Origin of the sequence: Massilia jejuensis (assembly GCF_042656795.1) — a bacterium.
GTDB lineage: Bacteria > Pseudomonadota > Gammaproteobacteria > Burkholderiales > Burkholderiaceae_D > Telluria > Telluria jejuensis.
In genome coordinates this window covers 1-17,720 of the sequence record NZ_JBHSMS010000026.1, presented here as the reverse complement: position 1 = coordinate 17,720, position 17,720 = coordinate 1, and the positions used below count along the sequence as shown (strand labels likewise).

Genomic DNA, 17,720 nt, shown 5'->3' with positions numbered 1-17,720 from the left:
CTCGCAAATAACCCGGTAACTATTTTCATGCAGACAGACGTAATCGCCCAGTTCGACCGCGCCATGGATCTCTACATGTCCGCAAGATTCGGAGGGGATAACGCTTGGCGTGTCGCCTGCCATAGAGCAGCGAAGATTGCTGCCGCAGCGCTGGCCGAGATTGTACCAAGCGTGCCGATCAAAGCTGTGCTGGTCGAGCTTCTCGCTTATATGGACGGCGGCACCAGCTTCGTACACATCGGCTGGCGCAATGACCCGGAGCAGATCCCAGGTTCAATTCCGATGCACTGGGCGGTGCAGATCGGCGACGATCTCTACGATCCTTGCTTTTGGCAGCTGAGCACTAAGAAAACACCCCTGCGGTTGCCGCGGGAACCATACTTTTTCGCCCCGGACTGGTTTGCCCGCGCGCGCAGCGGCAGGGCGACCGACGCCGAAGGGGTCACCTGGTGCGTCGATAGCGGGAGCCCAGGGCTCAACATCGGGTACCTGGTGCGCGGTGATGAGCTGCCCTCCCGTGTCCGGGCGCAGCTCATGAGCCGCGACACGGTGCGCGTGCACGCTGGCCTGGTGCGCGCCGCCTACGCTGCGACGATGGTGGCGGCATGAGCAGGAATTTGCGCTTCTCCAGTGAGGAAGATCTTCAGCAGGTGCTGGCGCGCACACGCGGGATTTCCGCAAGCGTGGGCGGCCAACTGAACACGACCCGGCAGCGGCAAGCGGCGCCAGCAGCAGCGTTGGTACCCCTCGCTGTGCCGGCGGTCGCCGCAGCTGCGCCCGAAGCAGCTGCCAGGAAGGCACCGCGCAGGGCGCGATCGCCAGCGCCGATGAAGGTGTCCGAAGACGACCTGCAGATCAGCTGCTTCCAATGGATCGAGCTGATGCGGCCGGCGCACCCGATCCTGGAATGGATTATCCACGTTCCCAACGGCGGCAAGCGTCCGCGCGGCGCGGCCGGCAAGCTCAAGGCAATGGGCGTCAAGCCAGGCGTGCTCGATGTCCTTTTGCCCTTGCCCTTCAATGGTTGGTCAGGCCTGGCCATCGAGATGAAGGTCGGGTCGAACAAAACGACGGAGCAGCAGGACGACTGGCTCCAGGTCTTCGAGGCGTCTGGCTATTACACGGCCGTCTGCTACACGCTTGAGGACTTCATGTCGCATGTCGGCCGCTTCCTGGCATGGGCGTGCCCGCACAGCACGAGCTACGCGGCCGCCCGGCAGGCGGCGTATCTGGTGGGCAGGCGAGCGCAATCGGCGGGGTGAGGGTTGCAGTCGCCGGGCTTGAGGGAACTATTTGCGCGTGAAAAGCAAGTTTTCCGGAAAAACGGCCGCTAACAAAAATCAGGGCGGAGCGCCGCCATATAATTTATTCCGGACATCACCAAAGCCAGGACAACCCGGCAAATTATCTGCGCCTCCGCGCGCCCGACAGTTGGCCGGTAGCTGACGAAAAGGAAATACATGAACCTGAACGCCTTCAAAAATCTGCCTACCCAGCGCACTGACCGTACCATCCACAATGCTCGCGTCAATCCAGAGCACATCAACTATATCGTCCCATCTGGGCCGGATCGCGTTGGCGCGTGCTTGCTCACGATGGCGGCTGATCTCGCCGGCGGCTCGGTTCTGGCGCCGACAGATGACCTGGCAACGCTGGCACGGATGTTCAATCAGCTGACTTCGGCGCAGGTCTACAACACTGCATCTGCAAGCAATGGTGGCTCGGCCCTGGTGAATATGGCGCGGGTGGCGCTGATCGAGGAGAAGGGAGCGTACGCGATCCTCTCCTTTGTCGACGGTGGTAGCCTGAATATCGTGAAAACGTGGCCATGATGCGATCCCAGTCATCCGCAAGAATGCCGATCGATGCATACGTCGACGGCGCCTGGCAGCCGCTTGAGTTCGCGAACGAAACGCCGGTCTATCCGTGCAGGGTAGGTGCGGCCGAGGGTCTGCTCGCGTCGGCCTGGCTGTCGATGCACACCGATCACGGCGCCTACGAGGAGGCCAATCGGATGCAGGTGATCACCCCGCACTTCATCAGCCAGGAGGAGGCGCCTGTCCTGTTGCTGACGCGTGAGGGAGTTTTGGTGGAGCAGCCGCTGGCACTCGGCGTGCCCGTGGTGGTCGACCTGCTCGCGCCGCACGCGCTGCTGCCTCGGAAGTGGGCCGACCTGGTGCTGCAGCATGGCACAGATGATTTCCCGGAGTTCCAGGCTTGGTGGGAGCCGCTCTACGACAATGAGGATGTGGCGCCGGTCTTCGCCTGGTCCAGTCAGCGGGCGTAAGTGATCACGTTCGCGCTGACGCGTCCCTCGATAACTAGAAAAAGGCCTGCGTTATTTGTCGCCGACCATGTGTCCGCCGAGGGCGAACCCAAGGAAACAGCCGATGCCGGCACCCATAAAGCCGCCGATAATCATGACGCCAACCGTCGTGCCAGCCGCAGTGCATGCCATCAAGATCGCCATCTTTACCCAGTCCATGAACGTCCAGGGAGATGGGCCAGCGGCTCGGCCGTTCATCGCGCTCGACATTGGCGCGCCGCCGAGCTGTCTGAGCGCGGCATCACCTTGTGCTGAGAACCTCGCTGGATCGTCGATAACGAAGCCCTCTTCGTGAACAACGGAGTTTCGCATCGTCGCGATATAGCGCAGCGTTTTGACCAATTCGGCGGGCAGCTTGGCCTCGACGCTGGAGACTTTTTCGTGCAGGCCTTTGCCAGAGGCATGATGCTGTTGTTCCAGCAGTGATTCGAGTCGGCGGGAAAGGGTGACAGCTAGTTCGATTTGGCTCATGGCGGGACAGTTTAAAAAAATTGCAAAACGGTGGATCAGTGCGCGCGGTCGTCGTCGTATATCCGGAGGAACGCCGATCAAAGCGTGCAGTTGTCAATTCCCTCGGCGATCGCGTCTGCCATCTTCTGGAGCGTCGCCGGCTCGGCCAAGCGTGCGACTTCTTCCTCGCTGACCATCACGCCAGCTTCCAGAAAGACAGAAGGCCCCTTCACGAACTTTGGCGCCGTCATGGAGTCATTGCCCCGTACACCGGCTGGGTCGAGCAGGGGCGGTGCATTTCCGGTGCGATTCGACCAGGGCTTCTCCCCGGCCTTTGAAAGCGCGTGCCCAACCTGCCACGAGCAGCCCAGGCTTCGCTCAAAAGCGGGGTCGCGTTGGGAAACGTAGAGGGAATAGCCGCGGTACCGCTCGGGCTTGGTCGTGCCGTCCGGGATCCGCGTGTATGACAGCGAGACGTATAGGGTGCCCAGGCCGAAGAGGTTCGGCGCGGGATCGTTGGAGCTTTCCAGCACCTTGATGCGGCGCGCGCGCAGCGCCTCGGTCAGGTGGGCGGCCAGCTTGTGCTCCAGGAACGGTTCCGCGAGAGGCCCGGCCTCTGGCAGGCGGGGGCCAAGCAGCCCCTTATCGATATAGACGGCGTCGACCCGTGCGGAGGCATTGGCTGCTGCGAGCAGGGCGGTCAGGAAGATGGCGCTGGCAAGTTTCATGTTGGGATAGTCCGGTAGTGCGGTGGGAAGGGCAGTCGCATGATACGTCACGACTGCCCCAGGCTGGTTAGTGGAACGCCGGGCTTTCGATGGGGTTAGCGTCGAGGTCGGCTTCATGTGGTGATGGGGTGTCGTTGGCTGCCTGCGGTGCCGATGCAACCGCCTGGTACTCGGCCAGAACAGCGCGCTGCTCGTCGTTGAGAGCCGCCAGCAGCAGGCTCTCCCGGTGCCGAAACAGCATCAGGCCGCCGACGTCGATCATGGCGTTCACCTTGCGCTGAATCTCGGCCCTGTTCGATGGCGTCCGGATACCTTGGAAGTATTTCAAGGCGCGATCGACGGCGGCGCGGGTGACGAGCTCGGCGGCCGGGTACTGGAAGCTCGGCCTCTTGGTCATGCCTTCGCTTCCCCGCCCAGTTCCTCCACCAAGTCAGCCAGCAGCAGGCCCAGCTCGGCCGTCATCAGCATCATGTCGCTGTCGAAGCGTTCGAGGTCGTCGCGCGCGGCGCTCCCGCCTTCACGGATTACGTCCAGGGGCTTGATCGACTTGATGGCCAGCGTCTCGGTCAGGACGAAGCTGATCTTGTCCTTCCACGTCATCGCCAGGCGGGTGCACTGCTTGCCCGCTGCAATATGGCGGCGGATGTCTTCTGGATCGAGCGAGTGTTTCACATAGCGCACGGCGGCGCGGCTTTCGCCAGTGGCGCGCAGCTCGGTGTCCTGGTCGATCGTGAAGCCGTGGGGAGCTTCGTCCGCTTCCAGCCAACCGGTCATCACGGCGACCGGCGAGCGCTGCACGCGCAGGCTCTCCAGAGGCATCCGGTCGATCGCCTTGAGCAGCATCTTGACGACGTCGTCGGCTTTCGACGGGCTTGCGGCATCGACGACCAGCCAGCCGTTCACCGGGTCGATCCAGGTGTGCGCGACCGTGTTGATGCCGAACGCACGTGGCAGCAGCTCATCGGCGACGCGCTCCTTCAGTTCTTTCATCGCCTTGCGCCCGACCGGGAAGCCCTGGGTATCCTCGATCTCGCTCGCCTTCGCTTTGGCTACCTGGTTGATGACCGACGTTGGCAGCAGCTTCTTTTCGGTCTGCAGGGCGATCAGCAGCTGCTTGTTGACGGTGTGAACCAGGGCGCCGTCCTTGGTGGGCGGCGTCCAGCCCGAGGTCGTCAGTTCGGCGCTGGTGGCTGGGCGGAAGGTTTGCGGAGTCAGCAGCTCGATCAGGCGCTCGGCCGTCATATCGTAGCCGGCGGGGAGGCGGTAAATCTGGGCGTTACGGAAAAACATTTGTCAGGTTCCTTCGCTATGAGTTCGATGGAATGACTATAATACAGAACAAAAATTGCCTGTAGGTATTATTGTTGCAACCACGCCGGTTTGAGAGAGCCGGGTGGTGTTGCAACCACGCGCGGCGCTCGCGCGTAGGATCGGGGCGTCAAAACCACAACATGAGGAACAGGTAATGTCCAGTCAGCCATCCCGTGCTTTCGCCAGTGCTTTCGCATCCGCCATGTCGGCCACTGCCATCCAGGCATCGCGCCACGACGGTCTCGCAAAACGCATGTCCGCTGCCGCTACGGCCGTCATCGCCGGCTTGGCGATCAGCATGACCGCAGCACCGGCGCCAGCCCAGGCGCAGAACAACCAGGTGATGCGCACGGCCGCAGACGTCTTCGGCGGCGTCGTTGGCGGCGCGATCGGCAGCCAGATCGGCGGCGGCAGCGGCAAGAAGGCGGCAACGGCAGCCGGCGTGGCCGCAGGTGTCTGGGCGGCCGAGGCCCTCCAGCAGGATTCGGCGCCGACGCAGCGCGGCCGCACTTTCGTCTCCAGCGGCAGCTCGATCGGCCCGGTGATCTCGCCGGGCTGGAGCAACACGCGGGTTTCAGGTGCGGAGCCGCGCATGATCCAGTCGCGCGTTGTCGAGCGCCAGATGCAGCTGCCGAGCGGTACGACCCAGTTGTCGGACGAGCGCATGTCGAAGCTGGTGGCCATGGAAGGCATGTTCCTGGCTGCCCGCGACGGTTACGCACGTGCCATCTTCGCGGCCGAGCAGGCAAATGACGATGCGGTGCTCGAACCTGGTGCCCGCGGCGTCGTCCAGCGCCAGGCCGCCACCCGCGCCCAGCAGCGCCAGGCACAGACCGAGTTCGAGTCGGCGCGCAGCACGTTCGTCAGCGCAGTGGAGCACATGGGTTCGCGCGGCTACGATGTTCACTATTTCGCGGCGTCGCACAAAATGGCGCAGGCACGCGTAACTGCCAACGACATGCGTCGTGGCGACGTGGTGCGCGTCACGCGCGGCGCCCGGATTGTGGACGAATATGCCGAGAATGATTCCGTGCGCGGCGAGAGCTACGGCAACCGCTGATCGCAATCCTTAACCGGCGCCAGCTGGCGCCACTCCCCGGCGACGTCGCATTTGAGACGCCGCCATTTTTTTAGGTGCAACCATGCAAAACACGACACTGAATGCCGCGATTGCGGATATGAGGATTCCTCACCGCCACGTCGAGGCAATGATCCGTGAAACTGCCGCTTCCCTCGGCGACGAGCGACTCGACGACCGTCTTCGCGGCGAGCCCGGCTTCCAGCTCAAGGCGGTGGATCTCACCCAGGGCCTGGTGATCGCAATGACGCTTGCGCAGACCCTGGCGCCGGAAGAGAAGTTCGCTGCGATGATGGGGCCGGAAACCTTCGCGAACGGCGACGCGGGCCTGGCCAAGCTGGGCGGGGCGATGCTGGAAGCGATGCTGCAGTCGCCGCGGCTGGGCGAGGGCGTGGTGCCGGAAGAGACACTGCTGGAGCGCGTGCGCGTCATCCAGCAGTGGGTTTGAAGGGAAGGAGCGCGCCGGAGCGTTATGGCGCTGGCGCTGACGGTGGATCCTCTGCATCAGCCTGCGCCAAGTCGCTCGGCGCCATGGCGCACCGGGCGTAGAACAGCGGGAACTGCAGCTGCTGATCGAGGTCGGTTCCATCGGCGTCGACCGCACGCAGCAGAATCGAGGCGGAGCCTGCCTCGTTGATGAAGACGCTCTCGACGCGAGCTGCGCCCACGCCAGCGGGCTTGTCGGCCACGTCGACCACCTCTCCCAGGCCAAAACCGCAGTAACGGGGTAGCAGCTCGCCGATGCGCTCCTGGGCCGCTCGTGTAGCTGCGCCCAGGAATACGGCATGTCGCTCGGCAGCTTCGCAACCGGGAAGGCTGCCAGGCTGGCCAGGCCTGTCAAGTAGGTATAGAGCTGCTCGGCCTCGCTATTGTGCGCGGCCGGGCTCTTTGCGTTGATTGCTGGTGCGTGCATCCTAGTCACATCGAAGCCGGGCCGTAGCCGAGATCTTCTTCCTCTTCTTCATCAGGGGTGGTCACAGGAGGGATGTCGCGTACGCCGGTCATCTCGCGGATCTGCATGGCGTGATATTCCAGGGTCTCGCCGCGGTCTTCCTCGAATTCTTCCTCAAGCAAGCTGGCCATCTGCTCCTCGCTCGGGGGCGTGGCCGACCAGAGCGTGTACATCGTGTCGCCGTGCCGGTGCGCATGGTTCACCACATACGGCTGGCGCCCGTCGATCTGGTGGGCGCTCTCCAGCAGGGCGGTTGCCAGGGCGCGCAGGGTGTCCGCAGAAAGTGCCGCGCCAGGTGCGCCCAGGACTTCATCGGCCCGCTTGTCCGCCGCCTGCAGCTCGGCGATCAGTTCCGCGTGTTCCTCTTGTACGGAGTCTTCCTCGCCTTTCCAAGCAACTAGGGATTCACTGAGCTGGCCGCGCAGGTCGTGGGCGATTGCGGCGAGCATCGGCGCTGAGGCCAGCAGCTGGCCGACAGCTTGATCCTGGCGAGGTGCCAGGAAGCAGATCACGTCGCTCTCGGTTTCGCCCAGCACCATGCGCGAGGGAGCATGGAAGTGCCAGGATTGGTTGGTATCGGTCATGTTCTTGTCCATTCAGGGGGTTGGGCCAGAGGCTAATTCGGTATCGTGTTCGTCTTCGTCCGGCGCGCCATCCGCTTCCAGGCGCGCGGCCGGGCCGATGTGGACGTACGCGCAGTGTTGCGCCACCAGGTCGCGCGCGCCGCCGCCGAAGCGGGTGGTCGAGCCGAACTTGAGCGTCTTCATGTTCATGGTCTCCAGCACGCCGTTCGCAAAGCGGATCGGGGCGTCGTCGGGCATATCGGAGGCCTCGTAGCTAACGAGCACTTCATGCACCCAGGAGTGCATGCCACGGGCGTCTGGCACAGGGTTCAGGGCGTTGCGCACCCACACGTACGGGTAGAGGCTATGAGGGGCTCGCTCGGCGAAGAACTTATCCAGGGCGGCGGAAGCGATGGCGGTGGTAACCGGTTGGGATTGCCCTGTGTGCATCTGCACCAAGCCGTCGAGGAAGCCCGCCTTTTTCGCCGGGAGGGTTTCCCAGAGGGAAGGAAAGCGGCGCCAGGAAGGCTCGGTTTCGCGCCGGCGCGCGGAGGCGGCTGGGTCAAAAGGGCAGGTGGAAAGCATGTGTGGCCTCGTCAGTAATCGAACGGTGCCACTTTATCGGGGGTGCGCATACGTGGTTGCACCCCCGACCGTTCACGTTCAGTGGCGGGTGCCCGGCGAGGACATTTCGTCTGCGGCGTCGTCGGCGTCCTGGGCAGCGACCGCCGCGACATCCCAGCCATGCTCGGCCGCGGTGCCGATAATCTGGCGGCTCCGCGCGATCGCGGCGTTTAACTGGGCCTGGGCCAGCGCCGGATCAGCTGCGGACAAGTTCGCCAGGGCGGCGACGAGATCGCGAGCTGCTTCCTCGGGCGTCTGGATTCGCTTCGGGGGTTGCTGGCGCAGCTGCTCGGCGCGCCGGTGGTCGGCGATCTCCTGCTGGCGGCAGCCGACCACAAAGGTGAAATGCTCGCGACTGATTTCCGCCAGCTTGGAGACGCCGAAGAAGTCGCACATCGAGTCGACGATCTCGACGCGGTGCGGCCCGGCCCAGTTCACATGGGCTTGGCCGATCTGATCGGACGAGTCGTGGTCATCCTTGATGGCGATGACCTGCTCGTAAGGCATCGACAGGATATAGAGGGTAGCGTCGAAGCGATCCTCGCCGCACTCGATCGCGTCATTCCCTTTGGGGCCATCCCAGCGTTGTTTTGTGAAGTCGCCCATGATGCGCCGATTGGAGAACGAGAACACCGGCACCCCGGTGCCCTCGATCTCGATCGTGAGCGTGACGTCAGGCTTTTTCAGGCCGTGGTATTGCCTCGCAAAGCGTACCGCCTCGGGCAAGGTGTCTTCGACGCCGACTTTCATGACGCAAATTTGGGTATGGCTCAATTGATGGATCGAGTACATAGGGATTCCGATTAGGATGGGTAGGGACAGGCGATGGCCGCGCGTTACGCGCAGCGCTCCGCTTCCAGGGCGAATTCTTCGAGCGGCTCGCCGTCGGCGTCGAAGCGCTCGTCGCCGGTATAGCCGACCATGTGGACGGCGTCGACGCGGGCCAGCTTGGCGAAGGCGACCGCGACATCGCCGCCGACCAGGTCGATCAAGGCCTCCGGCACGTACACGCGCTCGCCCTGGCCAGCGTAGTTGCCGCCGTAGAAGTTGGTGTCGTATTCAACCTGCACGTGCGGATGGTCGACCGGCGACATGATGGCGTCCATCTCCGCGCTCGAAAGGCTTGCGGCCAGTTCTGCATTCTGGGATTTCGACCAGTTGCGGCCGGCGGCGCCGACCATCTTGGCGCGCAGCTCGTAGACGAAGGTGTCGCCCACCTGCACGCCGTCGCGGTCGACAAAGCCATCGGCGTAGATGCCGTTGGCGCGGATATTGAAGTGGAAGGGTTTCATGACTGCTCCAGGGTGAGTACGTGGAGCGATGGTAGTGGGCTTGGCGATACGTGGTTGCAAGCCCACCAGGTCGGTCAGGGCGCCGGCGCCAAGCCTTCCTCGTCGTCTGCGGCCGGCTCCTGGTCTTCCAGGGGAGCAGCTGGCGCCGGCTGCCGCTCGGCCCGGTGCAGGAGGCGGAGGTACTCGCGATCGGCTCGTTGGTAGATCCGCGAGAAGTCGCCGCGTAGGAAGCACCAGTCGTTGCGGAGCAGGCGCGCATGCTCGGCGCGGATCTCGTCGCCGGTGGCGCAGGCGGCCATTTTCTGCAGCTGCTGGTCGAGTAGGGCATCCATGCGCTTCTCGGCGGCGTCGTGCACACTGCGCACATCCTGCCGTACCTGGGGCAGTGCCCGGATCATGGGGTTGGTGTGAACGTCGGAAGCATGCTTCACGTGCCGCATGTCCGTGGCAACGCGGATGCGCGCGCGCGCCGAGCTGCAGTCGTTCGCCACGCGGGTGATCAGGGTCTGGACGAAGAAATCAGTGCCGTCGGTCATCGGTATCTCGCTGTCTCACGGTGCCGGTGCATGGCATGGCTCTTCTTCGGCCGCGTATTCCAGCGCCACCTCGACGGCCCGGCGCTCGGCTTCCATCAGCAACTCGACGTATTCCAGCAGCTGCTCCGACAGACCGTCGTCGAGCCGCACCCGGCCTTTGAAGTAGCTCATGTCCGGGACGTACATGCGCTCGCTGTTCACCCAGGGCACGCCGCCATCGTCACGGCTGAGAACGAAGGCGTGCTTGCCCATGAACAGGACTGTGCGATCGTGGTTGCTGCAGGCGACATAGCTCTTGCCGGCGTAACGTGCGAGCGAGGTCATCATGATGTCGCTGCGCTGGTTGGCCATGCCCGGCACCAGGGCGAGCACGTGCAGGGCAATTCGGGTTGCCTTGTTGCGCAGCGGCTCGTCGCGAGTGTCGTTCAGGATCGCGGCAATGGCGGCGGAATCGGCACGTTGTGCCTGGCTCTCAAGTGGATTCATCGGTTCGGTTCCTTCAGCTTCTGGATGGCGCAATGCCTGTAATCGGTGCAAAGATGGTATCGGAGGCGCGGCCGCTTAACTGTGCAACCACGCCTCGGGTTGCTCAAGCGTAGGCCGCCGGCGCCGCGGTAGCGCGGGCCTCGTCGCGCTGGTCGAGTACCAGGTCGAAGAACGAGTCGAAGGCATCGATGTCCAGGCAGGCGATGTCGCCGGCCGAGACCTGTGCGTCGTTCAGCCAGACGTCCGGATGGTCGCCAGGGGTCGAGCTGGCCTCGACGTCATGTGCCCCGACAAAATGCAGGCACGGGCTCAAGGCTGGGCGCTCGGCGTCAGTGGGCCCGGCCACGTGCTTGACCAGCGCCAGCGTACCAATCTGCTCGCCGTCAGCCTCGACGTCGATCGCGAGGAAGGCCTGGGCGTCGCTGGCGCTGCTGGCGCGCACCTTCGCATCGAAGCCGCGTCGGCGCAGCACCTCGGCCATTCGCTCGAATGTCGGGCGTGCGACCGGCATGAGCTTGGCCCAGAAAGCCTGGTCGCGGTAGCTCGCGAGCTGTGCCGGAATTCTGGATGGTTCCGACACCAGGCGCAGCGCGGCTTCGCCAGCCGGGTAGCGATCAGTGGCGTCGACGACGACGGTGTACGACGCGTCGCAGGTGTACAGACGATCGCGGCCGCCGTCGGGCACCGGGTCTTTCTGGACGTGAATGGCGATCGGCAGCGTCGTCGCCGTCAGGGTGAGCTCGTCCGCTGCCGCCGGGCAAACGCGGCCGACCGTGTAATTCCAGCTCGCCAGGAACTCGCGCGCGTCGGAGGCGGCGTAGCTGCTCGCGATCAGGCGGTTCGTGGCCGTGACCCGGAAGGCCCGGATGATAAGCTCGACCGAGAAGCGCGATACCGAGGGGTTGGCGCCGGCAGCGGCTGTTTCGTTGGAAGTGGTCGTCATGGCAGGAGTCGTGGGGTTGTGGTGCGCTACAGTAGCGCGCAGCAGCAGGCTCTGCAGTGCAACCACGCCCTGCTAAGAGCCAGGAGGAATTGCTCCGCAAGCCCGGCCACGCTGGTTGCTTTTATTTTGCTTTATTGGGTGTACAATAATTTTATTAAATCCTGAATAAAGCGAAATAAAGCATGGACGTCTTCTACTACTCTCGACCGCTCCTGGCCGATCAGCTGGTTGCAGACCTGACAGGGAGAAACCCGTTCAGCGACGCCTCGAACGGACTCTTCCTGGCAGCCCCGCGGCGCACGGGCAAGTCCACCTTCCTCCAGAACGAGCTTCGGCCGGCCCTGGATCGCACTGGTCGGGTCGTTGTCTATGTCGACCTGTGGAGCGACAAGAGCCGTAATCCTGGCGCCCTGATCGCCGATGCAGTGGCCGCCGAGCTGCAAAAGCACCTTGGGATCGTGGCAAAGACGGCCAAGGCCGCTGGCGTGGACGAGCTCAATATTGCCGGCTGGATGAAGATCGACACGAAGAAGATCGACGGCGCGACGCTCACCGATGCGCTGCGCGCGCTGTGCGAGATGTCGGGCAAGCCGGTGGCGCTGATCATCGACGAAGCCCAGCACTCCCTCACCAGCGAGGAGGGCGAGACCGCCATGACGGCCCTGAAGTCGGCGCGCGACCAGCTGAACCGCCCCGGTAACACGCGCCTGCTGCTTGTCATGTCGGGCTCCGACCGCGACAAGCTCCTGCGCCTGGTGAACAGCAACGCCGCTCCGTTCTTCGGCTCGGCCATCTCACGCATGCCCGAGCTCGACCGCGACTTCATTGTCCACATCGCCAGCCTGGTCGGGCGCAGTTACCCGCACATCATGCCGATCGACGTCGACACGCTCTGGGATGCCTTCCAGCGCCTGGCGCACCGGCCACAGCCGTTCCTGCGCGTCCTGGGCAAGGTGCTGAATCCACTGAACTCCCCGGCGCAGGGCTTCGAGCGAGACGTTCTGGAGCTGGCCGAATCGGAGCGCGCCAACGACGAGCGTGCGATGGAGTCGGCCTACCTGGTGCTACGGCCGATCGAGCAAGCGGTGCTCTGGCGCATGTTCGAGCAGAAGGACAGGTTCCGGCCGTATGACGCGGAGGCACTCACCTTCTACCGCGAGAAGACCGGCACGAAGATCACCGCGCAGAAGGCCCAGGCAGCGATCGCCTCCCTGCGCCAGCAGACGCCGTCCCTCATGTGGAAGTCGGCAAAGGGCGAGTATGCGCTGGACGACACTGGGATGTACCAGTGGTTTGAGAAAAGGAAGAGGGACGGGATATGGCCACCGGTCGGGCCGGATCTAGAAGATGCCAGTGAGCAAGAGGAGGCGGAGCCTCCAAGGATGTAGGGCGCCCTTTGTTCATCGCAATCAGTATCGAACTTTAAATTCTATTTGGAGAGCTATGCGGGATTTTGCAAAGCAGGAGAACGGTCAGCTGGGACAGAAACTGTCCGACGTTATATTGTCGAAAGACTTCTGGACGATACTTCGTCCAGTCGATGCGGATGCGGCTGACTTAATGGTTCAGCGAAAATATGAAACGCAGGAGGATATTCAGGCCGACCGGGCAACGCCCCTGCAATTCGCGACTGTGCAAGCTAAGTATTTTGAAGGTAAGAACCAGGTAAAAATTGCTAGGCACTACTTATTTAATGAGGACGGCACATCCCCGCGTCGAGCGTTTCTAGCTTTCCTTCATACACATGATGATGAAGAAGAGGCTGTTCACTATCTATTTGATGCAAGTGAAATCATTGACAAGTGGGAAGAAAGGACGGACTACTACTTCTTTAGCCTTGCCGACGGTCGGACATACGCCGATTTTCGCAAGCTCAGCCCGAAGAGGGTGCGGGAAAAGGTGAACGATGCCATCGCGCAGTCAACGGCACAGTCTATGGCTTGGGGTTGGAAGACGGCAGCCGATCTCTACTCTACGGTACGAGCCCCGCATTGTTTAGAGCCGCAATATCGGCTGTTGAAGGTTCATGGGGCGTGTATAGCTATATTCGAGGGGGGATACGGCCAGCTAGGGCATCCGTTGGAAATGCGGAAGGATGTGGTTCCGTCGCCAGGAACCTTTGAATGGGGGTATCCGGGTACAGGGCCAAAACTTCTTGCAGCCTCGTTACTGACCCATTTTTTCTGCGGACGCCGCCCGAACGAGAATGAAATTACACGAACACTGGATTACCTTATTAGCCGATTGGAGCGTGATAAGGAGGCGCAGTTCGGTAAAGAAGAGATATTGAAAGCCTTAGCTCAAATTCCGTACGACCTTAATCTTGAGGACATAGGGTCATGGGCCGAGAGCTATCACAAGACGGAGAGGGAATACTCCAGCTACTTCATTGAGCTGCCGGGTTCGACTGGGCCACTCGAAGGAGAGCAGCCGGTTAGTGAAATCCAGGAAGACGAAGCGCCGGAGGCTCCGCGGTAGAAATGTTGGTCGAACGCGAGCGCCCGGCCGGCAAACAGTTACTTGTGCTCCTGGGAGGTGGTCATTGCCGCGATCTCGCGGAAGCAGAAGGTTTCGCGCATCACGTGGCGGATCGTCGATGTCGGTGCGAAAAGCATCGCATCGATCAACGTCGCGCGGGAGCAGGTGAAGCGGTCGGACATGTTCAGCCAGGCCGAAAACTCGGGATGGGCGCCCAGCAGGATTTCCCACTCGGCGTTCGCACCGGTGAGCACCATCTCTGCACGGTCGGCAGCCGGGGCGTAATCGAGGCCCAGTGCGGTCGCCATTTGTTCGCGGCAGTATGCCGTCTCGCGGAGCACCTGGCGAATCGCGCTTGTCGGCGCCAGGGCGATCAGCTCTGCCAGCGTGTCGAGATCGCAAACGTGCGGATCGGCGTCTTCCACGCGTGCCGCGAATTCTGGATCCACCGCCAGAATGCTCGTCCATTCCGACTGCAGAAGGCTGCACATGGCCATGTTATCGGCCGCCGCCAGGGCGTCCATCAATGCTTCGTCCTGCCGCGCCGAAGCCAGCAGCGCGTCCACACAGGGAGCGAGTTCAAAGAGGTTCGTGCTGCGTGCTTGCTGCATTCCAAGGTCGATCTGACTGCTCATTTCTAATCCCGTTTCCTTTGATTCCTGGCCAGACGAGCCACCTTCAGTCGTCCTTAAAAATATTGCCGCTGGGCAAAACGTGACTTTACGAGATATGTAGATTTCCATCAACTAATAGGCTTTCTGTGAACTCGAATCAATGCGCTAGTTGTCTCTATGTAGGCACACACTTACCTGCAATGCAATCCTTCGGTTACAATTGGTGAGTATTGCTGTAAATACGGCGTCGCAGCTTGCACGCCTTTCAAACGATGGTGGATCAGCGGCACGAGACTATTTCGTTCGCCATCTCGTCATCCTCATCTTCCAGCTCCTCCTGAACTGCATGTAGCCCTTTTTTTTCGGCCTTCGCAGCATCTTTGAGGGCCTTTTCCAGCAGCAGCTCGCTGTAGCGATGCGCCACCTCGTCGCCAGTCACGTATCCGACTTTGAGGTTCAGCAGGTCAGCCACCTCGCGGCGCACGCCGGCAAGCAGGTTTGCGTCCTGGCTGGAGATCGCCGCGGTTGGCCAGCCCTTCGTGTAGAGCAAGTGCTTGGGGATCTTCGCTTCGGCGCCCTGGCGCAGCAGGGCGCGCTCCTTGGCGTCGACGACGGCCAGGCGCTGGTTGGGCGTGAGCAGGTGGGGGGCGACGTCGGCCAGCCACCGGTTGCCCTGGAACCCGAAGGTTGACTCGATTTCGAGCTCGACGAGCTCGACGTAGACCTCGTGGTTGTCCACGCAGCCGGCCGAGGCCATCAGGTCAGCTTCCGACGACATGATGCAGTACACGCACGAGATCCTCGACATCCCGTACTTCGAGTAGCCCTCGTGCAGGTTCAACCCTGACGACGCGATCGTGCCCAGCACCTGGTCGAGGTTGAACTCAATGACCGCGTTCCAGGTGTAGCCTTCCAGCCCTTTACGCTTCAGGCGTGGATCTTCCTTCGCGATCGGCGCCTTCGCCCGGTTCTCGCTCTCCTCGCGGCGGATGCCGGCCACGTTGACGATGTGCTGGCCTGGGTACCGCTTTTTCAGGGCGCTGGAGATAACAGCTGCCTTCAATTCGCTCGTGCAGAAGCGCATCGAAGGCGTGCTCCACGGGAGGATCATCTTCACGCACGAGAGGTCGATATAGCGAGCCACGTTGTTCTGCCAGCGGCCATGCCACCGATCCATCATGTCGCCGGCCTGGCGCCGCACGACGAGCAGGTCCCAGCCCAGGTGCGCAGCCAGGCGCTCGCACTGTGGCAGGCTTTCGGCCCACTCAATGCGCCCAAGGTCAGAGTGCACCAGGATACGCGGCCCGGTGTGGCCGATCGCGTTCAGGTGCTTGTGCACAGCGATCGCACAGGCGTCTGAGTCCTTGCCGCCACTTGCCCCTACCGCGCAAACGGAGTTCCTTGCGAGAAGGTCGTTGATCTCGGGTGTCACAGCAACGGGCGGGATCTCTGCACCAAAGTGGCGTGTGAGCAGCTGGACGGGGAAGACGCGGTCGTTCATGGTGGACTCGGGCAGGTTTCAGATGGGGCGATGGTAGGCGGCGCGGGCATTCGCTGTCCTTGCAACCACGCCCGCAGGGAGGTCAGCCCGCGCGGGGCGCTTCAGGCTCGCTCGTGTCATCGGCTTGAGCATCGCCGTCTTCGGCAACGAGCATGCGCTCGGCCGCGCGCTGCGCCTGTGCATGGGCCAGCCGCGAGTTCCAGCCGCCCAGGATGTGCGCTGGCGTGTACCACTGCGAATACTTCTCCAGGGTGAGCGTGTTGCCGTGCACGATGGTGGCCGGCACGTGCATCAGGGAGAGCTGCACGTAGGCCATCATCACGGCCGTGGAGTCCAGGTCGACCGCGGTCACGTGGACGTGGCGCTGGTAGTTCAGGCCCCGATCCTGCATGGCCAGCATCATCGCAATGACCGTGGCGCCCGAGCCGGACGCCGGCTCGTGGACGGTAACGAAGCCGTGCTTGGCTACCTTTGCCTCGATGTCGTCCGAGATGGTGAGCGAGGCCATGAGCTCACAGATGTGGTGCGGCGTGAAGAACTGGCCCATCCGGCTGTTGCCGATCTCCAGCTGCATGAAGATCTCGCCCAAGATGTCCCGCGGCGCCACGTGCAGACCTTCCTGCAGCTCGGCGAACATGTGGGCGATCTGGCGCGCTTCCTCGCGGGTGTACTTGGCCACCGTCTGCATGTATAGCTCTTCGCGGGCCTCGGCCTGGCGCAGGTCGGCCTTGCTCAAGGCCACCGCGCTCATGGTCACGAAGTCACGGAAGACCGTGTGGCGGCTGTGGCGCCGGCCGACCTCGTCGATGAGCTTGATGATGTTGGTGCGGTGCTGCGTCGCCTGCTTCGACAGGTTCGAGGCGCTATCCAGGTCAGCGACAGCCGAAGCGGCATGTGCGCGCCAGGCGAGGGTTGGATCCAGATCACGTTTCATACGGCCCCCTGGGAGTGGCGTGCGGCCCGGCGGCATGGGCGCGCGCAAGAGTAGGTGGGGAGGCCAGGAGCGGTGGTGAGCATGGGGGATGGGCTGCGTTGGAATGCGCCGATTACACCAGCTTGGGCCGGGCGTGGTTGCAAAAGGATGGGGGCTTTTCCGAGAACCACTGGAGCTGGGCCATGCTATGCTGGAAAAAGAGTCGATACCCGACTCCCTCTGAATCCGTCTTCAATCCGTCCTATTCAGAGGTTCACATGGCCCAAGCCACTTCGCTCCAGCCGGGGCAAATACGTCACCTTCTCCGCGTCACCGCCGCTACCAGCAGGCACCCAGAACGCGACTGCCTGGTCCTTCTTCTCGGACTAACGGCCGGCATGCGTGTGACCGAAATCGCGCAAATTGAAGTGCAGGATTTGCTGTTCCCCTCCGGTGCTCTCCGCGACGAAATTAGCCTTCGCGCCGCGATCACGAAAGGTTGCCGGCAGCGCTGCATCTACCTGAGCCACGCAAAGGCCATCTCGGCGCTAGATCGATACCTGGACTTCCGGATAGCGCGGTACTTGCGCACGACTGGCGATCCGGGCCGCTATCGAGGCCTGGAGCCGTCGAGCAAGCTGATCTTGACGCACAAGGGGTACAAGTTCCACCTCAACACCAAGCGGCGCATGAGCTGGGCCGGCGAGCCTGTCGATTACCTGGTGAATCGCCACGAGTTTTCTAGACACTCGCGAGCCGCTGGAAATACTGCTTTTCATATTCGACCGGCGACAAGTCATTGCTGAAGCTGTGCCGGCGCTTTGGATTGTAAAATATCTCGATGTAATCGAATACGTCCCGCTTTGCTTCTTCCCGTGTGCCGTACGTCTTGCGCCTGATTCGCTCCCGTTTCAGGAGCTGGAAG

General features: G+C 62.6%; 26 protein-coding genes. 9 read left to right on the top strand and 17 right to left on the bottom strand.

The features are described from left to right. Positions 1-27: 27 nt before the first annotated feature. The 4 genes from ACFPOU_RS07750 (at position 28) to ACFPOU_RS07735 (ending at position 2,287) form a co-directional block, all read left to right on the top strand. Positions 28-609, top strand: coding sequence for a hypothetical protein (locus tag ACFPOU_RS07750; RefSeq protein ID WP_379719124.1), 582 nt, complete (start codon positions 28-30; stop codon positions 607-609). Continuing rightward, positions 606-1,262: a VRR-NUC domain-containing protein gene (locus ACFPOU_RS07745; RefSeq protein WP_379719121.1), complete on the top strand. Its 657-nt coding sequence runs from the start codon at positions 606-608 to the stop codon at positions 1,260-1,262. The genes ACFPOU_RS07750 and ACFPOU_RS07745 overlap by 4 nt, the downstream gene beginning before the upstream one ends. Positions 1,263-1,460: 198 nt before the next feature. Next, positions 1,461-1,832 (top strand): hypothetical protein, encoded by a 372-nt coding sequence (locus ACFPOU_RS07740; RefSeq protein ID WP_379719118.1) that lies wholly within the window; start codon positions 1,461-1,463, stop codon positions 1,830-1,832. Next, positions 1,829-2,287 (top strand): hypothetical protein, encoded by a 459-nt coding sequence (locus ACFPOU_RS07735; protein WP_379719115.1) that lies wholly within the window; start codon positions 1,829-1,831, stop codon positions 2,285-2,287. The genes ACFPOU_RS07740 and ACFPOU_RS07735 overlap by 4 nt, the downstream gene beginning before the upstream one ends. Before the next feature lie 51 nt (positions 2,288-2,338). On the opposite strand, the gene ACFPOU_RS07730 is transcribed toward ACFPOU_RS07735, so the two are convergent. The 5 genes from ACFPOU_RS07730 to ACFPOU_RS07710 form a co-directional block, all read right to left on the bottom strand. Further along, positions 2,339-2,797: a hypothetical protein gene (locus ACFPOU_RS07730; RefSeq protein WP_379719112.1), complete on the bottom strand. Its 459-nt coding sequence runs from the start codon at positions 2,795-2,797 to the stop codon at positions 2,339-2,341. 77 nt (positions 2,798-2,874) lie between these two features. Beyond that, a complete protein-coding gene (locus tag ACFPOU_RS07725) occupies positions 2,875-3,504 on the bottom strand; it encodes an N-acetylmuramoyl-L-alanine amidase (RefSeq protein WP_379719109.1) in 630 nt (209 codons plus the stop codon). Positions 3,505-3,571: 67 nt separating this feature from the next. Continuing rightward, positions 3,572-3,901: a hypothetical protein gene (locus ACFPOU_RS07720; RefSeq protein ID WP_379719107.1), complete on the bottom strand. Its 330-nt coding sequence runs from the start codon at positions 3,899-3,901 to the stop codon at positions 3,572-3,574. Continuing rightward, on the bottom strand, positions 3,898-4,794 hold the full coding sequence (locus ACFPOU_RS07715; RefSeq protein ID WP_379719104.1) for a recombination-associated protein RdgC: 897 nt from the start codon (positions 4,792-4,794) through the stop codon (positions 3,898-3,900). The genes ACFPOU_RS07720 and ACFPOU_RS07715 overlap by 4 nt, the downstream gene beginning before the upstream one ends. Before the next feature lie 183 nt (positions 4,795-4,977). Next, positions 4,978-5,115 (bottom strand): hypothetical protein, encoded by a 138-nt coding sequence (locus tag ACFPOU_RS07710; RefSeq protein ID WP_379719101.1) that lies wholly within the window; start codon positions 5,113-5,115, stop codon positions 4,978-4,980. Between ACFPOU_RS07710 and ACFPOU_RS07705 the strand changes: the two genes are divergently transcribed. Both ACFPOU_RS07705 and ACFPOU_RS07700 read left to right on the top strand, forming a co-directional pair. Continuing rightward, positions 5,114-5,875: a hypothetical protein gene (locus tag ACFPOU_RS07705; protein WP_379719098.1), complete on the top strand. Its 762-nt coding sequence runs from the start codon at positions 5,114-5,116 to the stop codon at positions 5,873-5,875. The two genes, ACFPOU_RS07710 and ACFPOU_RS07705, sit on opposite strands and share 2 nt — an antisense overlap. Positions 5,876-5,957: 82 nt before the next feature. Beyond that, on the top strand, positions 5,958-6,341 hold the full coding sequence (locus ACFPOU_RS07700) for a hypothetical protein (RefSeq protein ID WP_379719095.1): 384 nt from the start codon (positions 5,958-5,960) through the stop codon (positions 6,339-6,341). 22 nt (positions 6,342-6,363) lie between these two features. Here ACFPOU_RS07700 and ACFPOU_RS07695 read toward each other — a convergent pair whose 3' ends face one another. The 8 genes from ACFPOU_RS07695 to ACFPOU_RS07660 all read right to left on the bottom strand — a co-directional run bounded on the left by ACFPOU_RS07695 (position 6,364) and on the right by ACFPOU_RS07660 (position 11,289). Beyond that, the gene (locus ACFPOU_RS07695; protein ID WP_379719092.1) at positions 6,364-6,582 is read right to left on the bottom strand and encodes a hypothetical protein; all 219 of its coding nucleotides are present in this window, start codon (positions 6,580-6,582) and stop codon (positions 6,364-6,366) included. Positions 6,583-6,811: 229 nt separating this feature from the next. Next, entirely contained in the window at positions 6,812-7,429 is a 618-nt protein-coding gene (locus ACFPOU_RS07690) for a hypothetical protein (protein WP_379719089.1), read from the bottom strand. A gap of 12 nt (positions 7,430-7,441) precedes the next feature. Beyond that, entirely contained in the window at positions 7,442-7,993 is a 552-nt protein-coding gene (locus tag ACFPOU_RS07685; RefSeq protein WP_379719087.1) for a hypothetical protein, read from the bottom strand. Positions 7,994-8,071: 78 nt separating this feature from the next. Further along, positions 8,072-8,824: a hypothetical protein gene (locus tag ACFPOU_RS07680; RefSeq protein ID WP_379719084.1), complete on the bottom strand. Its 753-nt coding sequence runs from the start codon at positions 8,822-8,824 to the stop codon at positions 8,072-8,074. Positions 8,825-8,868: 44 nt separating this feature from the next. Continuing rightward, positions 8,869-9,324, bottom strand: coding sequence for a hypothetical protein (locus tag ACFPOU_RS07675; RefSeq protein WP_379719081.1), 456 nt, complete (start codon positions 9,322-9,324; stop codon positions 8,869-8,871). Positions 9,325-9,398: 74 nt separating this feature from the next. Then, entirely contained in the window at positions 9,399-9,860 is a 462-nt protein-coding gene (locus tag ACFPOU_RS07670; RefSeq protein WP_379719078.1) for a hypothetical protein, read from the bottom strand. A 15-nt stretch (positions 9,861-9,875) separates the two neighbouring features. Further along, positions 9,876-10,346 carry a hypothetical protein gene (locus tag ACFPOU_RS07665; protein ID WP_379719075.1) on the bottom strand — a complete coding sequence of 157 codons (471 nt, stop codon included), beginning with the start codon at positions 10,344-10,346 and terminating at the stop codon, positions 9,876-9,878. 103 nt (positions 10,347-10,449) lie between these two features. Then, positions 10,450-11,289: a hypothetical protein gene (locus tag ACFPOU_RS07660; RefSeq protein WP_379719072.1), complete on the bottom strand. Its 840-nt coding sequence runs from the start codon at positions 11,287-11,289 to the stop codon at positions 10,450-10,452. Positions 11,290-11,471: 182 nt separating this feature from the next. On the opposite strand from ACFPOU_RS07660, the gene ACFPOU_RS07655 reads away from it, so the two are divergent. Both ACFPOU_RS07655 and ACFPOU_RS07650 read left to right on the top strand, forming a co-directional pair. Continuing rightward, on the top strand, positions 11,472-12,677 hold the full coding sequence (locus ACFPOU_RS07655; protein WP_379719069.1) for an AAA family ATPase: 1,206 nt from the start codon (positions 11,472-11,474) through the stop codon (positions 12,675-12,677). Between the two features lie 55 nt (positions 12,678-12,732). Continuing rightward, a complete protein-coding gene (locus ACFPOU_RS07650) occupies positions 12,733-13,767 on the top strand; it encodes a DUF6166 domain-containing protein (protein ID WP_379719066.1) in 1,035 nt (344 codons plus the stop codon). Between the two features lie 38 nt (positions 13,768-13,805). On the opposite strand, the gene ACFPOU_RS07645 is transcribed toward ACFPOU_RS07650, so the two are convergent. From ACFPOU_RS07645 to ACFPOU_RS07635, 3 genes are all read right to left on the bottom strand, one after another. Then, positions 13,806-14,402: a hypothetical protein gene (locus tag ACFPOU_RS07645; protein ID WP_379719063.1), complete on the bottom strand. Its 597-nt coding sequence runs from the start codon at positions 14,400-14,402 to the stop codon at positions 13,806-13,808. A gap of 259 nt (positions 14,403-14,661) precedes the next feature. Then, a complete protein-coding gene (locus tag ACFPOU_RS07640) occupies positions 14,662-15,882 on the bottom strand; it encodes an adenine nucleotide alpha hydrolase family protein (RefSeq protein ID WP_379719061.1) in 1,221 nt (406 codons plus the stop codon). Positions 15,883-15,964: 82 nt separating this feature from the next. Then, complete coding sequence (locus ACFPOU_RS07635) at positions 15,965-16,816, bottom strand: N-6 DNA methylase (RefSeq protein ID WP_379719059.1); 852 nt, start codon at positions 16,814-16,816, stop codon at positions 15,965-15,967. A gap of 257 nt (positions 16,817-17,073) precedes the next feature. Between ACFPOU_RS07635 and ACFPOU_RS07630 the strand changes: the two genes are divergently transcribed. After that, entirely contained in the window at positions 17,074-17,601 is a 528-nt protein-coding gene (locus tag ACFPOU_RS07630) for a tyrosine-type recombinase/integrase (RefSeq protein WP_379719452.1), read from the top strand. Here ACFPOU_RS07630 and ACFPOU_RS07625 read toward each other — a convergent pair. Then, positions 17,537-17,720 (bottom strand): IS3 family transposase (locus ACFPOU_RS07625; RefSeq protein ID WP_379719057.1); only part of this gene is annotated, 184 nt, incomplete at its 5' end. The two genes, ACFPOU_RS07630 and ACFPOU_RS07625, sit on opposite strands and share 65 nt — an antisense overlap.